This is a genomic window from Desulforapulum autotrophicum HRM2, from assembly GCF_000020365.1.
In the GTDB taxonomy this organism is placed as follows: domain Bacteria; phylum Desulfobacterota; class Desulfobacteria; order Desulfobacterales; family Desulfobacteraceae; genus Desulforapulum; species Desulforapulum autotrophicum.
In genome coordinates, this window is record NC_012108.1 from 5235587 (window position 1) to 5256874 (window position 21288).

18 protein-coding genes are annotated in these 21288 nt (G+C 48.5%); 7 read left to right on the plus strand and 11 right to left on the minus strand.

Translation table 11 applies throughout. The features are described from left to right. Window positions 1-66 precede the first annotated feature (66 nt). Both HRM2_RS25680 and HRM2_RS28170 read right to left on the minus strand, forming a co-directional pair. Complete coding sequence (locus tag HRM2_RS25680; protein WP_015906426.1) at window positions 67-513, minus strand: universal stress protein; 447 nt, start codon at window positions 511-513, stop codon at window positions 67-69. Between the two features lie 271 nt (window positions 514-784). Continuing rightward, window positions 785-916: a hypothetical protein gene (locus HRM2_RS28170; protein ID WP_269719598.1), complete on the minus strand. Its 132-nt coding sequence runs from the start codon at window positions 914-916 to the stop codon at window positions 785-787. A gap of 784 nt (window positions 917-1700) precedes the next feature. On the opposite strand from HRM2_RS28170, the gene HRM2_RS23025 reads away from it, so the two are divergent. Continuing rightward, entirely contained in the window at window positions 1701-2957 is a 1257-nt protein-coding gene (locus HRM2_RS23025) for an IS110 family RNA-guided transposase (RefSeq protein WP_015903451.1), read from the plus strand. Between the two features lie 870 nt (window positions 2958-3827). On the opposite strand, the gene HRM2_RS23030 is transcribed toward HRM2_RS23025, so the two are convergent. Continuing rightward, entirely contained in the window at window positions 3828-5873 is a 2046-nt protein-coding gene (locus tag HRM2_RS23030) for a ThiF family adenylyltransferase (protein WP_015906427.1), read from the minus strand. A 300-nt stretch (window positions 5874-6173) separates the two neighbouring features. Between HRM2_RS23030 and HRM2_RS23035 the strand changes: the two genes are divergently transcribed. Beyond that, a complete protein-coding gene (locus HRM2_RS23035; protein ID WP_015906428.1) occupies window positions 6174-6914 on the plus strand; it encodes a PEP-CTERM/exosortase system-associated acyltransferase in 741 nt (246 codons plus the stop codon). A gap of 342 nt (window positions 6915-7256) precedes the next feature. On the opposite strand, the gene HRM2_RS23040 is transcribed toward HRM2_RS23035, so the two are convergent. Next, window positions 7257-7748, minus strand: coding sequence for a hypothetical protein (locus tag HRM2_RS23040; protein ID WP_015906429.1), 492 nt, complete (start codon window positions 7746-7748; stop codon window positions 7257-7259). 558 nt (window positions 7749-8306) lie between these two features. On the opposite strand from HRM2_RS23040, the gene HRM2_RS23045 reads away from it, so the two are divergent. The 4 genes from HRM2_RS23045 to mutY are packed head-to-tail and all read left to right on the plus strand — an operon-like array spanning window position 8307 to window position 12225. After that, on the plus strand, window positions 8307-9290 hold the full coding sequence (locus tag HRM2_RS23045) for a TRAP transporter substrate-binding protein (RefSeq protein ID WP_015906430.1): 984 nt from the start codon (window positions 8307-8309) through the stop codon (window positions 9288-9290). Between the two features lie 56 nt (window positions 9291-9346). Next, window positions 9347-9763, plus strand: a complete 417-nt coding sequence (locus tag HRM2_RS23050; protein WP_232364306.1) for a TRAP transporter small permease subunit — start codon at window positions 9347-9349, stop codon at window positions 9761-9763. Next, on the plus strand, window positions 9760-11094 hold the full coding sequence (locus HRM2_RS23055; RefSeq protein ID WP_015906432.1) for a TRAP transporter large permease: 1335 nt from the start codon (window positions 9760-9762) through the stop codon (window positions 11092-11094). Before HRM2_RS23050 ends, HRM2_RS23055 begins: the two co-directional genes overlap by 4 nt. A gap of 36 nt (window positions 11095-11130) precedes the next feature. Continuing rightward, the gene (mutY, locus tag HRM2_RS23060) at window positions 11131-12225 is read left to right on the plus strand and encodes an A/G-specific adenine glycosylase (protein WP_015906433.1); all 1095 of its coding nucleotides are present in this window, start codon (window positions 11131-11133) and stop codon (window positions 12223-12225) included. 48 nt (window positions 12226-12273) lie between these two features. Here the strand turns inward: mutY and HRM2_RS23065 are convergent, their stop codons facing one another. Together HRM2_RS23065 and HRM2_RS23070 are read right to left on the minus strand one after the other, a co-directional pair. Next, the gene (locus HRM2_RS23065) at window positions 12274-14484 is read right to left on the minus strand and encodes a vitamin B12-dependent ribonucleotide reductase (protein ID WP_015906434.1); all 2211 of its coding nucleotides are present in this window, start codon (window positions 14482-14484) and stop codon (window positions 12274-12276) included. A gap of 141 nt (window positions 14485-14625) precedes the next feature. Then, window positions 14626-16218, minus strand: coding sequence for an HDOD domain-containing protein (locus HRM2_RS23070; RefSeq protein WP_015906435.1), 1593 nt, complete (start codon window positions 16216-16218; stop codon window positions 14626-14628). Between the two features lie 117 nt (window positions 16219-16335). On the opposite strand from HRM2_RS23070, the gene HRM2_RS23075 reads away from it, so the two are divergent. After that, complete coding sequence (locus HRM2_RS23075; RefSeq protein ID WP_015906436.1) at window positions 16336-17346, plus strand: tetratricopeptide repeat protein; 1011 nt, start codon at window positions 16336-16338, stop codon at window positions 17344-17346. Between the two features lie 8 nt (window positions 17347-17354). On the opposite strand, the gene HRM2_RS23080 is transcribed toward HRM2_RS23075, so the two are convergent. The 5 genes from HRM2_RS23080 to HRM2_RS23100 form a co-directional block, all read right to left on the minus strand. Beyond that, complete coding sequence (locus tag HRM2_RS23080) at window positions 17355-18173, minus strand: DUF3786 domain-containing protein (RefSeq protein WP_015906437.1); 819 nt, start codon at window positions 18171-18173, stop codon at window positions 17355-17357. Between the two features lie 13 nt (window positions 18174-18186). Further along, window positions 18187-18486 carry a YciI family protein gene (locus tag HRM2_RS23085; RefSeq protein ID WP_015906438.1) on the minus strand — a complete coding sequence of 100 codons (300 nt, stop codon included), beginning with the start codon at window positions 18484-18486 and terminating at the stop codon, window positions 18187-18189. A 198-nt stretch (window positions 18487-18684) separates the two neighbouring features. Next, complete coding sequence (locus HRM2_RS23090) at window positions 18685-19476, minus strand: ABC transporter ATP-binding protein (protein ID WP_015906439.1); 792 nt, start codon at window positions 19474-19476, stop codon at window positions 18685-18687. After that, window positions 19448-20413: a branched-chain amino acid ABC transporter permease gene (locus tag HRM2_RS23095; protein ID WP_015906440.1), complete on the minus strand. Its 966-nt coding sequence runs from the start codon at window positions 20411-20413 to the stop codon at window positions 19448-19450. Before HRM2_RS23095 ends, HRM2_RS23090 begins: the two co-directional genes overlap by 29 nt. Further along, on the minus strand, window positions 20410-21285 hold the full coding sequence (locus HRM2_RS23100; protein ID WP_015906441.1) for a branched-chain amino acid ABC transporter permease: 876 nt from the start codon (window positions 21283-21285) through the stop codon (window positions 20410-20412). Before HRM2_RS23100 ends, HRM2_RS23095 begins: the two co-directional genes overlap by 4 nt. Window positions 21286-21288 lie beyond the last annotated feature (3 nt).

Consider the following 21288-nt stretch of genomic DNA (forward strand, 5'->3'; position numbering starts at 1 on the left):
ATTACCACCAGAGGCATTTCAAACTTCATTGTGGCCAGAGCAGAGACCATGCTCCGGCCATGCCGGTTAATCAGGAAAGGATCTGATCAATAAAATAGGAATCCTGGCCGCCTGCAACACCCCTGCAGCCACACTCCCATAGGAAACCCGGGCAAGACCGCCAAAACCGTGGGTGGCCAGGGCAATCAGATCAGCGCCAGTCTCCGCGGCCACGCTTAAGATTGCCTTAACAACAGAGCCAGATACAATCTGTGTGACAGCATTGATTCCCTGCCCAAGGAACTTGTCTTTGAGGGTGTTAAGATAGGCATTCGAAATTTCAATCCGGGCTGCATGGGCCTCTCGATATTTTTCGATATTAACGACCTCGTCACGTTCCAGCAAAAGAGCCTCTTCCTCTACCTTGAGAAAGATTACTTTGGTATTATTATCTTTGACCAGGTGTTCCACATGGCTCAAGATTACCTCTGCCCGCTTGGAACCATCCACGGGAACAAGTATTGTTTTATACATCCCTGCCTCCCTTTTAAGAGATTAAATTAAAACCTTACTACCAGTTTTAATTTATTTCATAGCAACAACCATACCACACGAGGTGTGGGGACGTTCAATGGCAGTTAAAAGGGCCTGACGCCGGTCAACCATTGTCTGGCATGTCATCACATGGAAACGATGTCAGGGTTCAACCCTATCATGGGGGTGTCAGCTCCTTTTGCATCTTGTAACCCTTGGGCAAGGAGATATGTCCACATCCACCTCCCGGGTGACCGCAAGTTTTCACTCATTAGCTCCTGCAGCCTGCTACAAACTTGGGGGCCAGGGTCTGATTAAAGCGCTTGTTATAGGCACGGACAATATCCTGACCGGCCACGCCACAGAGGCTGTCAAGATAGTCGTGGGTTTTGAGTATTCCCAAACGGTTACAGATCTATTTTCCTTATGATTAAAAACTGTTGGCAAAATTGTCAATCTGCGCAAGTAAGGTTATGGCGATTTTCTAAATTTTAATCCGCATCTGCACGCTATCGTCTCCGAGGGTTACTTTAAATTTTCGTTTTTAATAACCGGCACGACCGGAGCGAGGGATGGCATCCGGCCACAACGAATATGGAACACGATGATACAGGGCAGGCGATAGTACCATTCCGCCCCCTTTGGTTACCCTGACCGGAACGGTAAACGTCGGGGGGATTTCTGCCCTTCCAGACTAAAGCGCAGGAACTGCGGGCTAAAGTCCTCAAACAGCCTGCGCTTCTTAACGCCTGGAAGGGCAAAAATCCTATCCCCTTTGGTTTACAATGTTCCGGTCAGGGCGACCAAAGAGGGCTCGAAAGTCGAGACTTTCACAATGATGTTTCGACAGGAATTTCTTATAAAAAAACCCACATGTCCTGCGGACACAACGAAGATAGAAACTCAACAGCATAGGCGGGCGGGAACGGGTATTGCCCGCAGCGGATTAAACGGCAGCGGTCAGCATGGACGCTGAAGGAGCTGCCGTTTCCCTCGGAGCAGCCCAGGACGGGCTGCGAGAATGAGTGGAGGGTACTACCCGTTTCCGTCTGCCGGCCCGAAAAGAGTTTCATATAACCCACATGTCCTAGCGGACACAACGAAGCATGAAACACTTGCAAAAAATGAAAAATGGTCATAACTATCCAATTTTTTTTATCTTCCCAAACAAAAGCGAAAGGATAGTCATGACCAAGAGATCAAATAGCACATTAATCCAAATCGTTCACCCTATTTGTTGTGGTTTGGATGTTCATAAAGACAAAATTTCAGCTTGTTTAATCACTTTGAATAATGCAGGAGGTGAGCACCATGAGATTCGAGAGTTTTCAACATTCACTCACGATCTGCAAGAAATGAAAAAATGGCTGCTTGATAATAATTGCCCAATTATAGCAATGGAAAGTACCGGGGTATACTGGCATCCGGTTTATAATACCATTGAAGATAAAATTGAAGTCGTTTTGGTAAATGCCAGACATATTAAAAACGTTCCTGGCCGAAAAACTGATATCTGTGACAGCAAGTGGCTTGCCGGACTGCTTCGACACGGTTTAGTAAGAGGTAGTTTCATCCCTCCGGGGAATGTCCGGGAATGGCGAGAATTAAGCCGATTGAGAAAAACATACACCGAATCCCTTGCCGATTATAAAAGACGTGTTCACAAGCTGTTCATTACTGCAAATATAAAAATTGATTCAATAGTTTCGGATTTGTTTGGTTTGACAGGCACGAACCTGATCAATTTATTATGCAATAATAGTGAACTAAGCTTGGAAAAGGTCCAGGAGTGCACCAAAGGCGGCCTTAAGAAAAAAACGCAGGAACTGCATAAAAGCCTTAATGGATATTTCAAAGATCACCATCGTTTTCAACTTGTTGAGATGATGGAAATTATCAATATTTTTAAAAAAATGATTGAACAAGTTAATACTCGATTGGAATCTCTTACACGTGAGCACAAAGATTTATTGGAGCGTTTAGACGAAATTCCAGGTGTTGATAAAAAATCGGCACAATCCATTATAGGAGAAGTCGGGGTTACGCTAAATGAATTCAAAACTATGTCAGCATTTGTTTCATGGGCAGGCCTGTGCCCCGGGAATAATGAAAGTGCAGGAAAACGGAAAAGTGGCAGAAATGCAGTTAGAAATCATCCATTCAAAACGATTTTAGTCCAGGTTGCATGGGCAGCAATCAAGAAAAAAGGCTCTTATTACAAGGCCAAATATTACAAACTGAAATCCAGGAGAGGTGCCAGAAAGGCCATTGTTGCTATAGCCCATAGAATTGCAAAAGCCATTTACAGCATCATTAAAAATGCAGACACGTATAAAGATCTTGGCGAAGAGTACCTGAGCAAGCCCAACAAGCAAAGAGTATTAAAAAATTTAGCAAAAAAGGCTGATGAATTAGGCATGAAACTTGTGCCTTGTGGAAATTAATCGAATTGACAGCACGCTTTTAACAGGTGTTGTTTAGAGAAGGACAGCAGACAAAGAAATTATTGATTCGGTAAACAAACGTCGGATGATCAAATGAAGCCTTAGAGCGCGAATATAACATGACGGGTCGGTTTTTTGCACAACAAACTGTTAGTCCTCCATCGGGGGAACTACGCATATAAAACTTATCTAAAATAAACCGACCACTACTGATGATTTAAAAACTTGTCTTCCGTGCCTGAATTATTAACCCGACAGGAAGAATTCTATCGATTTGATATTTTCAATCTGTAGCGTCAATCAAAGTGTTCTTGGGACAAGACCCAAAAACCAACAGGATACTATTCCCTTTTTCGAGGGGAGTGTTACATATAAACCGGCACGGCCGGAGCGTGGTATGGCTCCAGCCACAACGAACAATGAAACGCCCCTGTTTGCAATGCTTCGGTGAGTGTTTCTTATAAAAAACCGGCATGGCCGGAGCATGGTATCTGCCCTGGCCACAACGAAATTGGAAACGCCTCCATCGGTGATGCTTTGGTGGGTGTTTCATATAACGGCCATGTCGGCCTGTCGACACAACGAAGCATGAAACACGATAATACCGGGCAGGCGATAGTACCATTCCGCCCTCTTTGGTTACCCTGACCGGAACGGTAAACGTCGGGGGAATTTCTGCCCTTCCAGACTAAAGCGCAGGAACTGCGGGCTAAAGTCCTCAAACAGCCTGCGCTTCTTAACGCCTGGAAGGGCAAAAATCCTAACCCCTTTGGTTTACAATGTTCCAGTCAGGGAAACCAAAGAGGGCTCTAAAGTCGAGACTTTCACAATGATGTTTCGACAAGAGTTTCTTATAAAAAAAACATGTTATTAATTCAAAACACACTTCCCCATAGGTGCAAAATGCGAGTTATACTTCCTCAGAGTCTGATATTTGATTTGAGATGCTTTCCCAAACCTGAACAGCATGACCTGCCCGTCCTGAGTAAAATCGCAGTCAGGAAACAATGCGCCATACTCACCCCGAATTTCATTGAGCAGTTTTCTGTGTTTGGAGTCAAACGCCCCATCGCCATCCAACTGTTTTCGCAAAAGAAACAAGGTGATAGCCGTCATTGGTTGAAGTTCAAACCCATACCGGGAGAGGGTAAGCCAGACCCGTTCAAGGGCCCGTCCCCCATTGAGATAAGATTCTGTGTTTATACCCCGGACAACCACCAGGGCGGCCCCGGATGAATGGATAAGGGCATCGTAGGCAGCCTTAGCAACAATCTTGCCAAATCCAAGTTTATTGGCTATATTCATCACCGGCCAGGACCTGGTGGTCCGCAAAAAGGCTTCACCGTCCACACCGGCCTCAAGATTCTTGATATAAAATCCGTCCCTTTTATCCAGGGTTTCTTCAGGTGAAAATCGAATCATCTTAAAGAAGTGTTCGTGGAGATCCTGCCGTTCTGTCCTGATTCTGTCTGCTTTACTTACCACCCGGGCCAATTTTTCAAGAGAATCCGTATCCGTTATAAAATGGATACCGGTACCCTGAATATTTTGGATTGAATCCCTCAACTCAACCAGCAAACCCTGGGAGGCTTTTCGTTTCTCAAATAACTTTCGGTTGGTCTTTCGTTTCCAGATATAATCGGCCAGCAAATCTTTTTCAACGGCATCATTTATGGATAGATCCACCTGTGCCATGGTATCACCCTCTCCATAACTGAGATCTGCCTTAAGCCCGAATCCGGTGGCGGTGATTTTCATATTTTCAATCACAGCACCACAGGAAATCACAGAGGCCATCTGATGAACATTGAAAAAGGACTCGTCAGCCGCTTTGTCTAAATACAGGGTGATCCGATTGTTGGTTTTGGCAAATTTCCATGGCTGGACATTGTCCCCTGAGGGTGCCTGGATACCGGCCTTAATGATATAGTCCAGTAATTCTCCCGAAATTTTTCCATCCCGGCACAGGCTCACAGGTTTCTCTGGCTCTTCCGGCCCGATGGGGGTATTTCTGGTCAGCATTTTTTTTACGAGTACGGTTTTGATACGCTGCCAGGGATGCTTATTGCCCATATTCAGCTTTTTTATACAATACTTCCTGAGATAGGGATCAAACTGAGAATAGTAGGGAACCGGTTTAATCATCCCTTTCCCCAGAATAATCCTGACGGCCTCGGTTCCAGCCATGCCCGTGCAAAGCTGACAGGCAATATTCAAGGACGGACCTTTTCTGGATTTGAAACTAAGCTTTGAGGTGTCCATATATTTGAATTGAAGGGCCTTTGGAGCCAGTCCCATGGCAAAGGCAAGATATTGGTCCTCGGGTTTCATATCCTCGATAATGTTGAAATAATCGTCAAATGCAATGCCCCGATCCGGGGCAAAAACCAGCATGGCTGAGCCAAATCCCAGAGGACCTGCCGTGATCACATAAATCCCTTTCTCCCTGGCCCGATTAAAAAGCTGCCTGCGGATATCAAACGCAAAAAAATCCAGGGAGTCGATAACAACAGAGACCCCATCTAAAAACAAGTCCATATTTTCTGCATTAATACCATCGGGAAATTCAGTGATCTCCAGAAACGGATTGATACTCAGGGCCTGTTCCTTCATGACGTCCAGCTTCGGACGGCCGAAATCAGGCACCCGGGCCCCAAACTGCCGGTTTACATTGGCTGGCTCATAGATATCAAAATCTGCAATATTAAACCTGCCGATTCCGGTCCTGACCATGGTAATAAGGTGGGCGCTGCCTACACCACCCATGCCGGGGATGGCTATTTTACTCTTGGCAAGGATTTCCTGTTCTTCAGGGGTGAGCAAACCAATATTCCTTGAAAAGGCTTCAATATGATATTCTTTTTGGGAAGATATGCCATACTCTTGAAGTTTTTCCAGATATGATTTTATTGGCATTTTTGATCCCTCGTATATTGGTTTTCATGAAAACATCATGCAACTAGCTTAAATTCTATAATGTTTTGTTGTGTGCAGTCTTGTGAATGAAAGACCAAGTTGCGAAAGACTGTTATTTATCCCTTCCGGCTGATCAATTTCCTCCACAAGGACCCATGGTCCAGATACCATCTCAATGATCTGATTCATCACGCTTCCACATTAAACATTCTTCTTGACTTCTGAAGCACAACCTATTTACTTTGTCCGAATAATGCTTTTATTCTATGACCATGTCAAATTAATTATATGGGATAACCAATGTCTGAATATTTAACATACGGAAAATTCAAATTCTGCGAAGCCATCACAGAAGAACAAAGAAGAGAGATATACCGCTTAAGATATGAGGTCTATGCTCTGGAGTTTGGCTTTGAAAACCCCTATGACTTTCCCGATAAATTAGAGAAAGACCCGTATGATCCCCATTCCGTTCACTTCATAGCTTTGAACGAAGACAACGACATCATAGGAACAGTCCGGATGATTCTTAATTCTGAAAAAGGCTTTCCTGTTGAACAGGCCTCGGAAATTAACGATTTTGATGACAAGCCGTCACCTGAGATGATAACTGAGGTGTCCCGCTTGGCTGTTTCCAAAAAACTGCGCAGAAGGCCTGAAGACGGGATGCACGGTGTGGAATCGTATATCCCCAAATCCCAGGGAGGCGTTTCAGACATTCCAAGAAAAGAAGATGAATCATTTAAGGAAAAAAGGCAGCGCCCTGCCATTATCCTGGGGCTTTACCGGGCAGTCTATCACAAATGCAAAGAACTCGGCATTACCCACATGTACATGATTACAGAAGACAAGCTTTTTCATGCCCTTTATAAATTCGGTTTTGTTTTCAGACAGGTTGGAAATCCAGTAGAATATCATGGGAAACGAACACCCTATGCAACCTCATGGAAAGAGATTGAAGTACACATGGATAAAAAGCATCCAGATCTGCTTGAATTTTTGTTGTTTAAACTTGATAACAAGTATCACCCAAAATTATAATTTTGAATTGATGCCTGTTACAGGCCATCACTACCCATAACATACTCCCCACAGCAAGGATCTAAAAGTTCATTGTAGCTGCTCAACTGCTTAAAAACCTGGGTTTTAGGGTCATGAAAATTTTAAAACACACCAGACCAACGCCGGATTTTTATCTGATTTCAAGGCGCGGCAATGGGAGCATATTGAAATATGTGCCCATTGACGCAACGCTGAAAGCGGGTAAAAGAACAAGTTGGGTGGTGTATTTTATTTTTTAATAAATGGCACTTATCGATCCGGGGATGACTGTATTGAATATCTTTTGCCAAATGGCTGCTGCACCGCTGGTGCCTGGAGAAATTAAAGCCCTTGAAACCGAAGAATCGAGGTGCCGGAATCCTCGGGCTGAACCCCCATCTTACTGCCCACAATATCGTGAATGACAAAGGGAAACCAGAGCCGGTCCACCTTGGGCTGAACCGAAAAAAAATGGGTGGCAAAGGCACCAAGCACCTTACTGTAAAAGGGTGATGCTGCTCCCTGTTTTGCCTCTTCGTTAAAATCAATGAGATACTGGACCCTGGCAATCTTGTTCCCAGGATCCGTGTCTGCTGCAATGAACGGTGCTGAGGGACGCCCGTTGAAGATACTGATCATGGAGAAATCGCACCCGGCATAGGCGTTGAGGTGGGCCTTGACTTTCTCCTGCCCCAGGACCACCTGCCGCTGATTGACAAGTTCTGCCCCGGCCACGATAAAGTTAAGATTCTTGTCCGTGATATAGGATTCAACCCTTTGAATCAGGGGCCCGTCACCTCCATTGACTTCATTAATATCAGATAATTTCCACATCTTGCTCCCGCCCTTTAAACTTTTTTTATAAATCATTGTCCTTGTTCTTAAGAGACACTTCAATTGCCGGCCCAGGGAGTTCGATTTCTGCAACGCCCCAGGCAACCCGGGTACTGCTATATCTAAATTCAAACAATTTGCATATAAAAAGGTTAACTCTCTTTGTCCCTTAGCTGCTTAGGACCGCAAATGAAATAAGTTGACCAGAAATAGCGCCGACCAATCTATAAAATTGGGTAGTTCATATACAAGGCGCATTAAAGGTTCAATAACAGGCCTATTTGGCCTTTGATGCAACGAGGTAGGCGGACCAAAAGGCAAGCAATTTCGGTCAAGTTATAAAATTTGCGGTCCTTACCCTTTTATTGCGGGGGATTACTTTGTACGATGGGGCTGCCTGCCTTATGGCTGGTTTTAAGATTTGGCCGGAACGAAGCAACGCTTTAAACCGAAAAAAATTGACGCCGGATATCGAGTAGTATACCTTAACAAATCTATCCGGTTCGTTTGGGAACCGACCGGAGAAAGAGCATTTCATTCAAATGAAGAGGAGAAAAAATGCAGTCATTTAAAAAAGGTCTCATCATATTCACCCTTGTTCTCTTTTCGGCAACCCTTGGCTGGGCCGAAAAAACTGTTAAGCTCGATCTTAACGCCATATACGGGGCAACAAGCTTTCACACCATGGGTGCCATGGATTTTGCAAAACTTGCCCGGGACTATTCAAAGGGTAGTATCGACATCACCGTTCACCCGGGCGGCAGTCTTGGATTCAAAGGGCCTGAGCTCTTAAAATCCGTAAAAGACGCCCAGTTGCCCATGAGCGACATTCTCATGGGGGTTGTTGCCGGCAGCGAGAACGTGTTTGGTTTAAGCTCCCTTCCCCGGCTTGCCGGTTCGTTCAGCGAGGCAAAGGCCCTGTACGACGATTGCAAACCCCTGTATGAAAAAGCAGCAATGAAATGGAACCAGAAGTTCCTCTATGCAGCACCCTGGCCTCCCAGTGGGCTTGTCACAAAAGAAGCCGTCAATACCGCCGCCGACATCAAGGGTCTAAAGACAAGGACCTACGACAAAAACGGCGCCAACTTCCTCAGAGAGCTTGGCGGATCACCCCTTTCTCTGCCCTGGGGTGAGGTTTACTCGTCCCTTAGAACCGGCATGATTGATTCCGTGCTCACCTCGGCTGAATCCACTAAAAATGGAAAATTCTGGGAGGTGCTCGCCCATTTTTCCAACATCAACTACGCCTTTCCCCTGAACATGGTTACCATCAACCTGGACTACTGGAAATCTTTATCAAAGGATCAGAAAACGGCCATGCTCAAGGCTGCGGCTGAAACGGAAACCAATCAGTGGAGTCAGTCTGAAACAAAAACCATGGAAGCTCTTGCCGTCATAAAGGAGAACGGTTTCACTATTTCAGAACCATCCCCGGCCTTCTCCCTTGAGATGGACAAAGCTGCGGCTAAAATCGTCGACGAGTTTGCATCCAATGCAGATGCCGCAACCAAGGCCATCCTTAAAAAGCACACAAAATGAGACGGACCATTCAATTCATAGAGAGGCTCTCACTTTGGGGAGCCTCTTTGTCCGCAGTGTTCCTGTCCCTCATTGTTCTTATCATTGCCGTTGAGATTGTGTTAAGATCGGTGTTCAATACATCCACACTGATCGCAGACGAGTACAGCGCCTACTTCTTTGTGGGAGTGGTGCTCCTGGGGCTTGGGTTCACTCTCAAGGAGGGTGCCCACATTCGCATCACCCTGGTCACCTCCCTGGTGGGCGAGCGTGCCAACCAGGTTCTGAACATTATGTCTACACTTGCAGCCATTGCCATCACCACTTTTGCCCTTTATCACACTTCTATAATGGTGTTTGAGTCGTGGCAGCTCGACATGACCGCCGACACCATCAGCGAAACCCCGATCTTTCTTTCCCAGATGGTCATACCCGCAGGTCTTGCCATGTTTGACCTGCAGCTTGCGGCAAACTTTTTAAAGAGGTTTCTATGATTTCCGATCCGTTGTTAATGTCCCTTGTATTGTTCGGATTCATGTTTTTGTGCCTCTTTTCCGGGCTCTGGATCGGTTTTTCCCTGCTGGGAACCGGCATATTCGGTATGCTGGTCTTTAATCTTAACCTGCCACCGGTCATTTCCGTGTGGGACAAGATCGGTGGTCTCCTGGCCAACTCCATTTACAACAGCACCAACTCCTGGTCGTTGACGGCCCTTCCCCTGTTCATCCTCATGGGCGAAATTCTCTACCGCACCGAAATTTCCACCAAACTGCTCAACGGGCTTCTGCCCTGGCTTGCAAACATCCCTGGAAGGCTTTTGCACATCAATGTGTTTGCCTGCTCGCTGTTTGCCGCCGTGTCTGGTTCCAGCGCCGCCACCACGGCAACGGTGGGTAAGATCACCCTGGACGAGCTCTCCCGGAGGGGGTATGACAAGCGCCTGGCCATCGGCTCCCTTGCCGGTGCCGGCACCCTGGGATTTCTCATCCCCCCCAGCCTGATCATGATCATATTCGGCATTCTATCCGACACCTCCATTGGCAAGCTCTTCATGGGCGGCGTGATCCCGGGAATGATGCTGGCAGGGGCCTACTCCATTTATATTATCCTGGTGGCCCTGGTTAATCCCGATGTGGTTCCCCATGAGAACGAGACTTTCACCCTGGCCCAGAAGCTCACAGCCCTCAAGGATCTGACGCCCATACTCGGGCTGATATTTGCCGTCCTCGGGGGAATATACATGGGCATCACCACCCCCACCGAGGCCGCGGCCATTGGTGTGATCGGCTCCATTGTTCTTGCCTTTGCCTTTAAAAACCTCACCTGGGCGAACTTCAAGGACGCCCTGATCAATGCTGTCAAGACCAACTGCATGATCTGCTTTATCATTCTTTCAGCCTCGTTTCTCTCCCAGGTGGTGGGTTTTGTGGGAATTGCCCGGGCCTTGAGTGTCTACATCACAGGCCTGGGACTTTCGCCCTATATGCTGATCCTTGTGGTCGGCCTGATGTACATTGTCCTTGGCATGATGCTGGACGGCATTTCCATCGTTGTCATGACCCTTCCCATTGTGCTGCCAATTGTTGTTGCAGCCGGATTTCAACCCCTGTGGTTCGGCATCTTCCTGGTGTTCATGGTCGAACTCTCCCAGATAACCCCACCCGTGGGATTCAGCATTTTTGTAATTCAGGGCATATCAACGGAAACAGTGGGCACCATCTTAAGGGCCACCCTGCCATTCTTCATCATCATGGTCTTGATGGTTGTTATGATCACTCTCTTTCCCGACATTGTCTTTTACCTGCCGGAAAAAATGGTTCAATAAACAACAACAGATGCCGATGGCCGGGAAACAAGTTAAATGATGGAAATTCAAACCGCTCTCTTGAAATGGTACCACACCCACCACCGGGAACTTCCCTGGAGGAAAACGGCAAACCCCTACAGTATCTGGGTTTCCGAGGTGATGCTCCAGCAGACCCAGGTAAAGACCGTGGTGCCCTATTACGGCCGATTCATGGAAGCCTTTCCCACGGTTGCGTCCCTTGCCCGGGCAGATCTTGAACAGGTGCTCAAACTCTGGGAAGGGCTTGGATACTATGCCAGGGCAAGAAATTTCCACAAGGCATGCCAGACCGTGACAACGGATCTCAAGGGAATCATTCCCCGGGATCTTAAGGGATTCAAGGCCCTGCCCGGTGTGGGGGACTACATTGCCGCAGCCGTTCTCAGTATCGCATTTAATATCCCCCTGGCCGTTGTGGACGGCAATGTCAAACGGGTGCTGGCCCGGGTGTTCACCATGGACGACCCGGTGAACCACGGTCCGTCCCACAAAAAATTCCAGGCAAAGGCCGATCTTATTCTGGATCGCTCCTGCCCGGGAGCCTTCAACCAGGCCGTCATGGAGCTGGGGGCCCTGGTTTGCAGCCCGCGCAACCCCGGTTGCACGATCTGTCCCCTTGGGCAGTACTGCCGGGCCCTGGAATCGGACAGTGTGGATAAATACCCACTTCGCAACAAGACTAAACCGGTGCCAACGGTTCACATTGCCGCAGGAGTGGTAAAAAAAGGAGATAAACTTTTGATCACCCTGAGAAAGCCGGAAGGACTTCTGGGCGGGTTATGGGAATTTCCCGGCGGCAAGGTAAAAACCGGCGAGCAGGCCTCTTCGGCCTGTGTCCGGGAACTTGCCGAAGAAACGGGCCTCAGGGTGGCGGTGACCTCCCATCTGGCCCGGGTCAAGCATGCCTATACCCATTTTAAAATTGAAATGGACATTTTCAATTGCCAATATATTTCCGGCAATGTCAGGCTCAACGGACCTGTGGACCATCGCTGGATTTTCCCCCATGAGATCCGTCAATACCCCTTTCCCAAGGCCAATCTCAAATTCATTCCCCTGCTGGAAAATCCAGACGAAATACCCTTGAAAACCATGTCTGCTGTCACTTAGGACCACAAATTTTATAACTTATTTTATCTGCGGTCCGGTCCTTAACCATCAACCACACCGGGTATAGCCGCAGGAATGACAGGTGACACACCCTTCTTCATGGCTGATCACATGACCACACTCGGGACACAGATCCTCTGTAAGGGTATTGTTGACCTTTTTTTTGCCATTCCGACCATAGCGTTTTTCAAGGACCCGACCAATGGCATCAGGAATGGACAACACCCTTCCACCCTCCTGGAATACGGCGTGCTCACCGCCAATGCCCGCAACCTGGTCGATGATGTCCCGAACATCCACCCCGGCCCTGAGGGCAAGGGAAATCAGCCGGCCAATGGCCTCGGTTTTTGCAGTTGTGGATTTGCCGGATTTGCCGATGGTGGCAAACACCTCAAACGGCCGGCCGTCAAGCTCGGTAACAGTGACATAGAGCTGGCCCATGCCGGTCTTCATCCGTGTGGTAAAGCCCTCCAGGGTTTCCGGCCGCTGGCGAACGCTCTTTGAAAATCGATCCTGGGGGGCAGTGGCTCCTGAAATGGACAACACCTGGTTTGCCTTACTTCCGTCCCGGTAGATGGTGACCCCCTTGCAGCCAAAGTCAAAGGCTGAGGTGTATATTTCAGCCACATCGTGCTCTGTGGCATCCCTGGGAAGATTCACCGTCTTTGACACGGCGTTGTCCGTATGCTTCTGAAAGGCGGCCTGCATCTTCACATGCCAGGCAGGCGAAACATCGTGGGCCGTGACAAAAACCTTTCTGACGCTCTCCGGAATCTCGGTCATTCCCTTGATGGTGCCTGTTTTGGCAATTTTCTCCATAAGGGCTTCGCTGTAAAACCCCTGGGCCTGGGCCACGGCCATGAAATGGGGGTTAACCTCCAGAAAGGTTTCATTATCCATGATGGTTCGGATAAAACTCAGGGCAAACAGGGGCTCAATCCCGCTTGAGCTGCCGGCAATGATGCTCAGGGTGCCAGTGGGCGCAATGGTGGTGACCGTGGCATTTCTGAAACGCCGGTCTTTATCGTTTCTAAAAACACTCTTGTCAAAATTTTCAAACACTCCCCTCTCCTGGGCAAGGGCCCGGGATGCCTTGCGTGCCTCACTCTGGACAAAGGCCATGACCTCTTCGGCCAGTGCCACGGCCCGGTCGGAGTTGTAGGGAAGTTCAAGGGCAAAAAGGAGATCTGCAAACCCCATCACGCCCAGGCCGATCTTTCTATTGCCCCGTACCATGGCTGTGATCTCGTCAAGGGGATAGATGGATCGGTCAATGGTGTCGTCCAGGAACCGAACAGCAAGGGCGATGGTTTTTCCAAGGGAGGCATAGTCAATGGTGGGTTTGCCCTTTTTTTCGACAACAAACTTTGCCAGATTGACGGAGCCGAGGTTACACGCCTCCATGGGCAACAGGGGCTGTTCACCGCAGGGGTTGGTGGATTCAATCTCCCCGAGAAGCGGCGTAGGGTTGTCCTGGTTGATGCGGTCCAGAAAAATGATGCCAGGATCACCGTTGTGCCATGCCTGCTTAACCATGGCCTCAAACACATCCGTGGCATTCAGGGTACCGACCACCCGGCCATCCCTTGGATCCACAAGGTTGTAGGGTAACCCCGTTCTGGCCTTTACCATGAACTCATCGGTCACCCCCACGGAGATGTTGAAATTGTTCAGATCAGCACTGGCCTGCTTGCAGAGGATGAACTCCATGATATCCGGGTGATCCACCCTGAGAACAGCCATGTTGGCCCCCCTTCGGGTGCCGCCCTGTTTGACCTGCTCGGTTGCAACGTTAAAAATTTTCATGAACGAAACCGGTCCAGAGGCAACACCGCCTGTGCTTCCCACCCTGGAATCCTTGGGCCTCAACCGTGAAAAGGAAAACCCCGTACCTCCCCCGGATTTATGGATCAACGCCGCATTTTTCACCGTTTCAAAAATACCGGAAATGGAATCTTCGACCGGGAGCACAAAGCAGGCGGCAAGTTGTCCCAGATCCGTACCAGCGTTCATGAGCGTCGGGGAGTTAGGCAGAAACTCCAGCCTTGCCATGATGCCGTAAAACAGATCCCGATAGACCCCGGGGTCATTGCCATGGGCCTTTTCTGCAGCGGCGATGTAGGACGCCACCCGCATAAACATCTGACCCGGTGTTTCAACGACCCTCCCCCTTTTATCCTTCTGGAGATAGCGTCTTTTCAGGACGGTTAATGTTGCTTCTGATATTTCAGGCTCAATGGCCAATACCGCTTCTGTCATGGTGGTGCCTCCCGGTTAAGTATACCCTATCGTGTGACCATAGGGTATATACACACAATATGTTGCTCAGTCAAGCAAGGTTCTTTTCATTTAGTGTTTGAACGAACAGGCAAAGCCACAACGTCCATGGATAAAATTTCTTCATTGAGAATAAGCGGTCAAGTTGTCAGGTTCTCGACCATGGAGTGTAAATATTTTTACCATAACAGACCTGAAATTATTGATATAATCAACTATTCTCTGGTTCATTGGATAAAGACTGTTATTCCAGTTTACACAAATCATTGCAATAATCTTCTGATCCACAAATACGGGAAAAACAGCGATGGCTGAAGATATCTCATCTCCCGCTAACCGATCCCTGTACCAGGCGGGAATCTTTTTCTCGTATTCCGGCCTGGTGATCTCCGTGATAATAATATCTTTATGGTCCATGATGGCCTCGTTAAATAGATCCTGGCTGTTTTCTATTTTATACGAAAACCACTTCAGGAATTCCTTTGAGCGATCCCCTTTTGCAAACCGGGCATCCATCATCTGGGTCTCATTTTTCTTAATGGCAATGCAAACCTGGGTAAAATAAAAACTTTTAAAAAGGGTCTCTACTATACTGGTAAAGATCTCATGAATACTGAGCTGCTTATCCAGATTTTGCTCTAACTGTTTCAACCCGGCATTGAGCCTTTCCTGATTTTTTACCCCGGAAATCCCTGGCCCTGCATTGTTCAAATCCAGGGAAGGAGATATGTTCAGAAGGGCTTCATGTTTTATCATTTTATCCCATGAGTTTGTAAAAATTGCCAATGACGTTGACATGTCAAGGTTCAATATATCATTGTATTTTTCTACAACAAGCTGGGCCTGTTCAATATCTTGACAACCCTCATCATCCAGGGGGATATTACACATTTCATTGACAAAGGCGCAAACATATCGATGTCGATCGCCCTCAATTAGCCCCTCCCAATTCACACAAAAATCCGTCACCGGTCGCATATCATTAACAATATTTTTCGGCAGATGGAGTTTTAAAGCCACGATCATTCCCAGATCGCTATAGGAAAGTCCAAGTATCGATTTTGACGCCTTTGCACGGGAAAAAAAGTGTTCATCCATGGCCAGCTCAATCCTGATATATTTTTCCGGAGCAAACAATGCCACCATGTATTCCCCCAGGTCATAAAGCATTGCAGCAATTTGAATGGCGTCTGCCTCTTTGAATTCACCCTCCCGGACAATCTGCCTTGCCATGATGCTCCGTTGAAGGCCTTTTAATGTCTTTTGTTTAAGAATTGCAACATTACCAAGGCTACTCATCATTTCATATATTTTCATACCCGCAGCCGCCAGTCGGACCTCGTCTGTCCCCAGGATAATCATGGCCTCTGAAATTGTTGAGATCCCCCTGTTTGAAAAATGCCGATAAAAAGGAGCATTTACCAGTTTAAGCACCTTTGTGGTCAGTGCCATATCCTTTAGAATCACCCGGGCAATATCAGTGGCCGAGGAATATTTCATTGTCAAAATTTGATTGAGATCACTGACCTGCCTGTAAAAGGATAAAAAAGAATTCTGATCCATCATTTTTTTGAACAGGGCATTGACAAACACACGGCGGTCAGAAGGATCTGACTGGATTTGCCCCGTATCGCTGCTCCCTGTTTCTCCCCCCAGGCAAGGCAGGCAGATTGCATCTAATTCTATCCCGGCATGGGAGATGTCTGGTCCAGACATTTAAACTCCATTCAAAAAAACAACCTTGTAATCAATGATAATTATCCATTATGATTTAAAATTCATCTTAGACGTTATGGGTTTGATTATCAATTCAATTTTAATATAGGAAAACAGATGGAAGATAAATCCATACTGATTGTCAGTGAAAAGAAAGAAGAGCAGATCGACCTGATCCGGATTTTAAAAAAAATCGGGTATGATAAAATCTTCACCACCCAGAGCGGAGGTAATGCCTGGGCTTATCTAAAATCAAAAAAGATTGACTGTGTCATTTCTTCCTATGAAATGACAGAAATGTCCGGCCTGTCCCTGCTGACAATTCTTCGAAAAGAAGAATCGTTGGCCACCCTGCCCTTTTTCCTTACGGACAACGCCTTTAACAAAATCAAGGTGCTGCGCGCCGGACAAATCGGTGTGACCGGTCTTTTTGTGATCCCCTATGACCGGAATGGAATAAAAGACAAACTTTCCCTGGCCATTGGAAACATCTGTTCCCCAGTCATCACCGAGGTAGAAAAGAGCCTGGAACAAGGAATTTATCTCATTGAAAGAAAGGAATACGTCAGGGCCCTGGAACTGTTTGAAACCCTTGTTACGCAGGGAGAAAACCCTGAGTACTATTTTAACATCGGATATATCAAGACATCCCAGGGAAAACACAGTGAGGCCATTGAAGCCTTTTCCAAGGCCACCCAGCTCGACCGACTTTTTGTCAAGGCCTATGAAGCCATGGGACGGGCACACATGGCCCTTGGAAATCATCAGCAATCAGAAGAATGCCTGCAGATAGCAGCAGATATTTACCTGGATTCTGATAAACTGGGTTCAGCCGAAGGCCTGCTCAATGAAATCCTTGAAGCCGGATCAACCTCCCTGAACGTTTTCAACTCCCTTGGGGTTATCCATCGAAAAAAGGGCAATAAGGAACAGGCTCTCCGCCAGTACCAAAAAGCATTGAAAATCCACCCGGACGAACCCTATATTTACTACAATATCGGCCGGATCTACCTGGACATGAAAAATACGACAAAAGCCAAATTCTATTTCCAGGCGGCCCTGGACAAGGACCATGGATTTGATGAAGCCAGGCAGGTGATCAAGGCCATTGATATCGGCCTTGTGTAAAGGGACTGTCAATCACAGAGCATCTGCTTGATCCGTTCACTTAAAAACATGATTGACTCAATATCCAGGTGGGTGATGATGGTTTCGTCAAACAGAAGCTTGACGCTTCCGGGAAACCCGTCGTCCAGGTCTTGGTCCGTGAACATCAGCATGACCGGCACCTTTGGCAACGCCTTGAAATACAGGGCAATATCTGCGGAATGTTGATCCTTGGGGACCACTATGGCACCGTATTTTTCAGCTGCAGCCCTGAGTGCTTCACCCCGCCCCTTGAACGCCTGCATCAGTGGAATTTCAACCTTATCCACCATGCTCTTTATCTTGGACACCGTGTTGGGAAACTCCACCAGTCCCTTCCATTTCCCGGTGGGCATCCGGCTGCCGCCCTGGGCCATATGATTGTACAAGAACACCTGCTCCCACCGGGTCAGGGCAGAGCCGTCACCCCTTGTTATTGTGTGGTCCGATATCAATACGGTGGTGTTAAAATAGGGCAGCACAAGAACAGTTCCTCCGGCCTGGTTCTCAAGGGTTCCACCAATCCGGTCGGGAAGGTCCGTAAGTTTCATGGAGGCCATCCGCTCTTTTGCCCAGGCAAGGGCATCATCGGCCATGTCCCGTTTAAGCCATTTTCCGGCTCGATACTGCTCGTTGAGTTCAATATTACATTGTTCGACAACGGCCGGATCAAGGTGGGGGCAGTTCTTCAGGGGATGTTTTTCTGACACCACCATACCGGCAAAGGCAAGACAGGTGGAGAACCCGCAATCCCTGCAATTGGTTTTCGGCAGCACATCCCGGTACAGATCAACAACTGAAAGCGCCATAAGCCGTCATCCTTTATTTATCCCAGAAGGGCGCAACCTTGGCCCCTGTAATCTCAATCTTTTCCCACACCTTTCCCAGCACATAGGGTTCTTTGTCCAGCCACTCTTTATCAAGGGCCTGCCTTGACTCAAATTCGCACACAATCATGGAGCCGGTCATTTTGCCCCCCTGGTCCAGGATGGCGGCTGCATAGAGCCAGTGACCGGATTCGTGCATCTCTTTTGCCATGGCAAGATGGGCCTGCCTTGCCGCCATTCTTCTGTCAAGGGCCTTGTCATCTGTCCCATCATAACCTGTAACGATGAATTGCATGGTGGTATTTCCTCATATTTTGTTTTTAAGCTATCAATCAAAGATACTACATTCTTTCCATTGATCCGGCAAAGGGATTTTTATGAAACGAATATCATTCCGGCATGTCGATTATTCAAAACAATAAATTTTTCCCTCAACCGCCAGCGGCAGGGGTGAATTTGCCAAAAACGGCGTCGGATAGCTTGGACTTAGTGGTTATTCCTCGACCCCAAGGTAGGCTTCCATGACCAGGGTGTTGTTCATGATCTCCCGGGGCGTATCAAAGGCAATGACCCCGCCCTGGTCCAGCACCAGCACATTGTCGCTCACCTCCATGGTCAGCCCCATGTCGTGCTCGACCAGCATGAGGGTGATCCCCCGCTGTTTGATCCGATTGATCAAATCGCCAAGGGCGCTGGTTTCCACCCGGTTCAATCCGGCGGCAGGTTCGTCCAGCAACATGAGCAACGGATCCGAGGCAAGAGCCCGTGCGATCTCGGCCGTCTTCTGACGGCCCACGGGAAGATCTCCGGCTGGCCTTGCGGCATAGGATGCAAGCCCTGTGAACTCAAGGATTTCAATGGCCTTGTCCCTTGCGGCCTGCTCCTGGAGGACAAAGGATGACGGCCGGATCACGGCGCTCCAGAACCCGCCCGTGAGTCGAACGTGCATGCCAACCATCACATTTTCAAGAACGCTCATGCCCGAGAAGAGCTCCACGTTCTGGAAGGTCCGGGTGATCCCCCGGGCCACCCGTTGGTGAACGGGCAATTGAGCAATGGATTGTCCATTAAAAACAATATCGCCCCGGTCCGGAGCATAAACCCCTGTGATCAGGTTAAAAAGGGTGGTCTTACCCGCACCGTTGGGTCCGATGAGACCGAGGACACTGCCCGTTTCAACCTCGAACGAGACGTTGTCCTGGGCCCTGACTCCACCAAAATTCTTGGTCAGCCCCTGCACCTTTAAAAGGCGGTCATCATGCCCTTTTTTTTCGATAACGGTCATACTGATCCACCACCCCCTGTGTCAACCCCTGGGGCATGACGATCATCACCCCCATCAATATCACTCCAAAAACAATCATCTCATAGTCTGCAAATCCGTGGAGCACTTCGGGCAAAAGCGTAATCACAGCAGCACCGAGAACGGCCCCCCACACGCTGGCCATGCCGCCGATCACCACCATGGTCACCATCTTGATCGAGGCCATGAACCCAAAGGAATCCGGACTGATAAACAGGACAAAATGGGCGTAAAAAAAGCCGGCCATAGCCCCAAGGGCCGCACTGAACATAAAGATGGTAAGCTTAACGCTGTGGGCGTCCACCCCAAGGGCAACCGCTGCATTTTCCCTTCCATGGATGGCGGCAAGGGCCCGGCCGGTCTTGGAATCAATGATTCGCCTGCAAACCAGCATGGTCCCAAAGACAACGGCCCAAACAAGGTAAAAATAGCTGCGCCCCCCCTCAAACATGAACGATCCAATACCAAGCATTGGGATGCCCACAAACCCGGAGGCCCCGCCCGTGAGGCTGCCTGCCTCGCGAAAGAAAATGTGGACAATCATGCCGAATCCAAGGGTACCCATGCCCAGATAATAACCGGACAGTCGTAGAGTCGGACGGCCCACCACCCAGGCAACACCCACGGCAAGGGCAATGGCGAAAACCAGGGCAAGCCAGGGAGAAACGCCATGGGTTCCCGAAAGAATGGCCGTTGCATAGGCCCCAATGCCGTAAAAAGCTCCCTGGCCAAGGGAAACCTGTCCTGCATACCCCATGAGCATGTTAAGCCCCAGGGCAAGCAGGGTGTTGATTCCGATAAAGGTCATGATCTGAAGCAGATAGGTGTTTTCAACCATAGCCCCCATGAGAATCACTGCCAGGACAAACAATGTGTTCTGAACCAGGCCTTTGTTGATTATACTGCCCGTCCCCTTCAAAACCGTTCAGCCTGTTTCTGGGCAAACAGTCCACCCGGACAAAGATAAAGAATTAACAGCAGCAGTACAAAGGCAATGGCGTCCTTGGAACCTGACGAGATAAGCCCCGCTCCCAATGATTCAAGAACCCCAAGGAGAATCCCGCCTGCAAACGCCCCCCACAGACTTCCAAGACCGCCGATCATGGCCGCACAAAACCCCTTGAGACCGAGCATGGTTCCCATGTCATAGGTGTTCATGGTAACCGGTGCGATAAAAATTCCTGCAACGGCCCCTGACACTGCACTGATGAGAACGGCAAACAATCCCATGCGCTCGGAAGGGATACCCGTGAGCCAGGCCGCTTTTTTATTGACGGCACAGGCTGTCATGGCCTTTCCCTGGATGGTGTACCTGAAGAACAGGTGGAGGGTTCCGGCAAGCACCAGGGCCGCACCCACAATATAAAGGCTCTGGGGAACGATGACTGCACCGGCAATTTCAATGGACTCAAGGTCTGAAAATGGCGGCAGAGACACCGGATCCTTTCCCCACACGTTCATGGCAATTCCCCGAAAGACAATGGATGCACCAACGGTTATGATCACAAGGGTGATGGGATTTGGGTCCTTTACGGGCCGAAGGGCAAAACGCTCAAACACCATTCCCACGCAGGCCACACCGGTAACGGACAGGACAAAGGCCAGGGGCAGGGGCAGGTGCAGCTGCCCCCACAGGGTCACAAGCCCCAGGGCACCGAACATGGCAAACTCACCATGGGCAAAATTGATCAACTCGGTGGACCGGTAAAGCATGGAAAGTCCGATGGCCACCACTGCATACACGGCGCCGATGGTGATGCCTGAAAAAAGGTATTGAAGCAGATCCTCCACAAA

What these genes read in the sequence shown, in the direction of transcription:
- mutY (WP_015906433.1), top strand. Translation starts at nt 11,131, where the DNA reads ATGATGGAAATTCAAACCGCTCTCTTGAAATGGTACCACACCCACCAC.
- HRM2_RS23090 (WP_015906439.1), bottom strand. Translation starts at nt 19,476, where the DNA reads ATGACCGTTATCGAAAAAAAAGGGCATGATGACCGCCTTTTAAAGGTG.
- HRM2_RS23065 (WP_015906434.1), bottom strand. Translation starts at nt 14,484, where the DNA reads ATGACAGAAGCGGTATTGGCCATTGAGCCTGAAATATCAGAAGCAACA.
- HRM2_RS23045 (WP_015906430.1), top strand. Translation starts at nt 8,307, where the DNA reads ATGCAGTCATTTAAAAAAGGTCTCATCATATTCACCCTTGTTCTCTTT.
- HRM2_RS23040 (WP_015906429.1), bottom strand. Translation starts at nt 7,748, where the DNA reads ATGTGGAAATTATCTGATATTAATGAAGTCAATGGAGGTGACGGGCCC.
- HRM2_RS23055 (WP_015906432.1), top strand. Translation starts at nt 9,760, where the DNA reads ATGATTTCCGATCCGTTGTTAATGTCCCTTGTATTGTTCGGATTCATG.
- HRM2_RS23025 (WP_015903451.1), top strand. Translation starts at nt 1,701, where the DNA reads ATGACCAAGAGATCAAATAGCACATTAATCCAAATCGTTCACCCTATT.
- HRM2_RS23075 (WP_015906436.1), top strand. Translation starts at nt 16,336, where the DNA reads ATGGAAGATAAATCCATACTGATTGTCAGTGAAAAGAAAGAAGAGCAG.
- HRM2_RS23035 (WP_015906428.1), top strand. Translation starts at nt 6,174, where the DNA reads ATGTCTGAATATTTAACATACGGAAAATTCAAATTCTGCGAAGCCATC.
- HRM2_RS25680 (WP_015906426.1), bottom strand. Translation starts at nt 513, where the DNA reads ATGTATAAAACAATACTTGTTCCCGTGGATGGTTCCAAGCGGGCAGAG.
- HRM2_RS23080 (WP_015906437.1), bottom strand. Translation starts at nt 18,173, where the DNA reads ATGGCGCTTTCAGTTGTTGATCTGTACCGGGATGTGCTGCCGAAAACC.
- HRM2_RS23030 (WP_015906427.1), bottom strand. Translation starts at nt 5,873, where the DNA reads ATGCCAATAAAATCATATCTGGAAAAACTTCAAGAGTATGGCATATCT.
- HRM2_RS23085 (WP_015906438.1), bottom strand. Translation starts at nt 18,486, where the DNA reads ATGCAATTCATCGTTACAGGTTATGATGGGACAGATGACAAGGCCCTT.
- HRM2_RS23070 (WP_015906435.1), bottom strand. Translation starts at nt 16,218, where the DNA reads ATGTCTGGACCAGACATCTCCCATGCCGGGATAGAATTAGATGCAATC.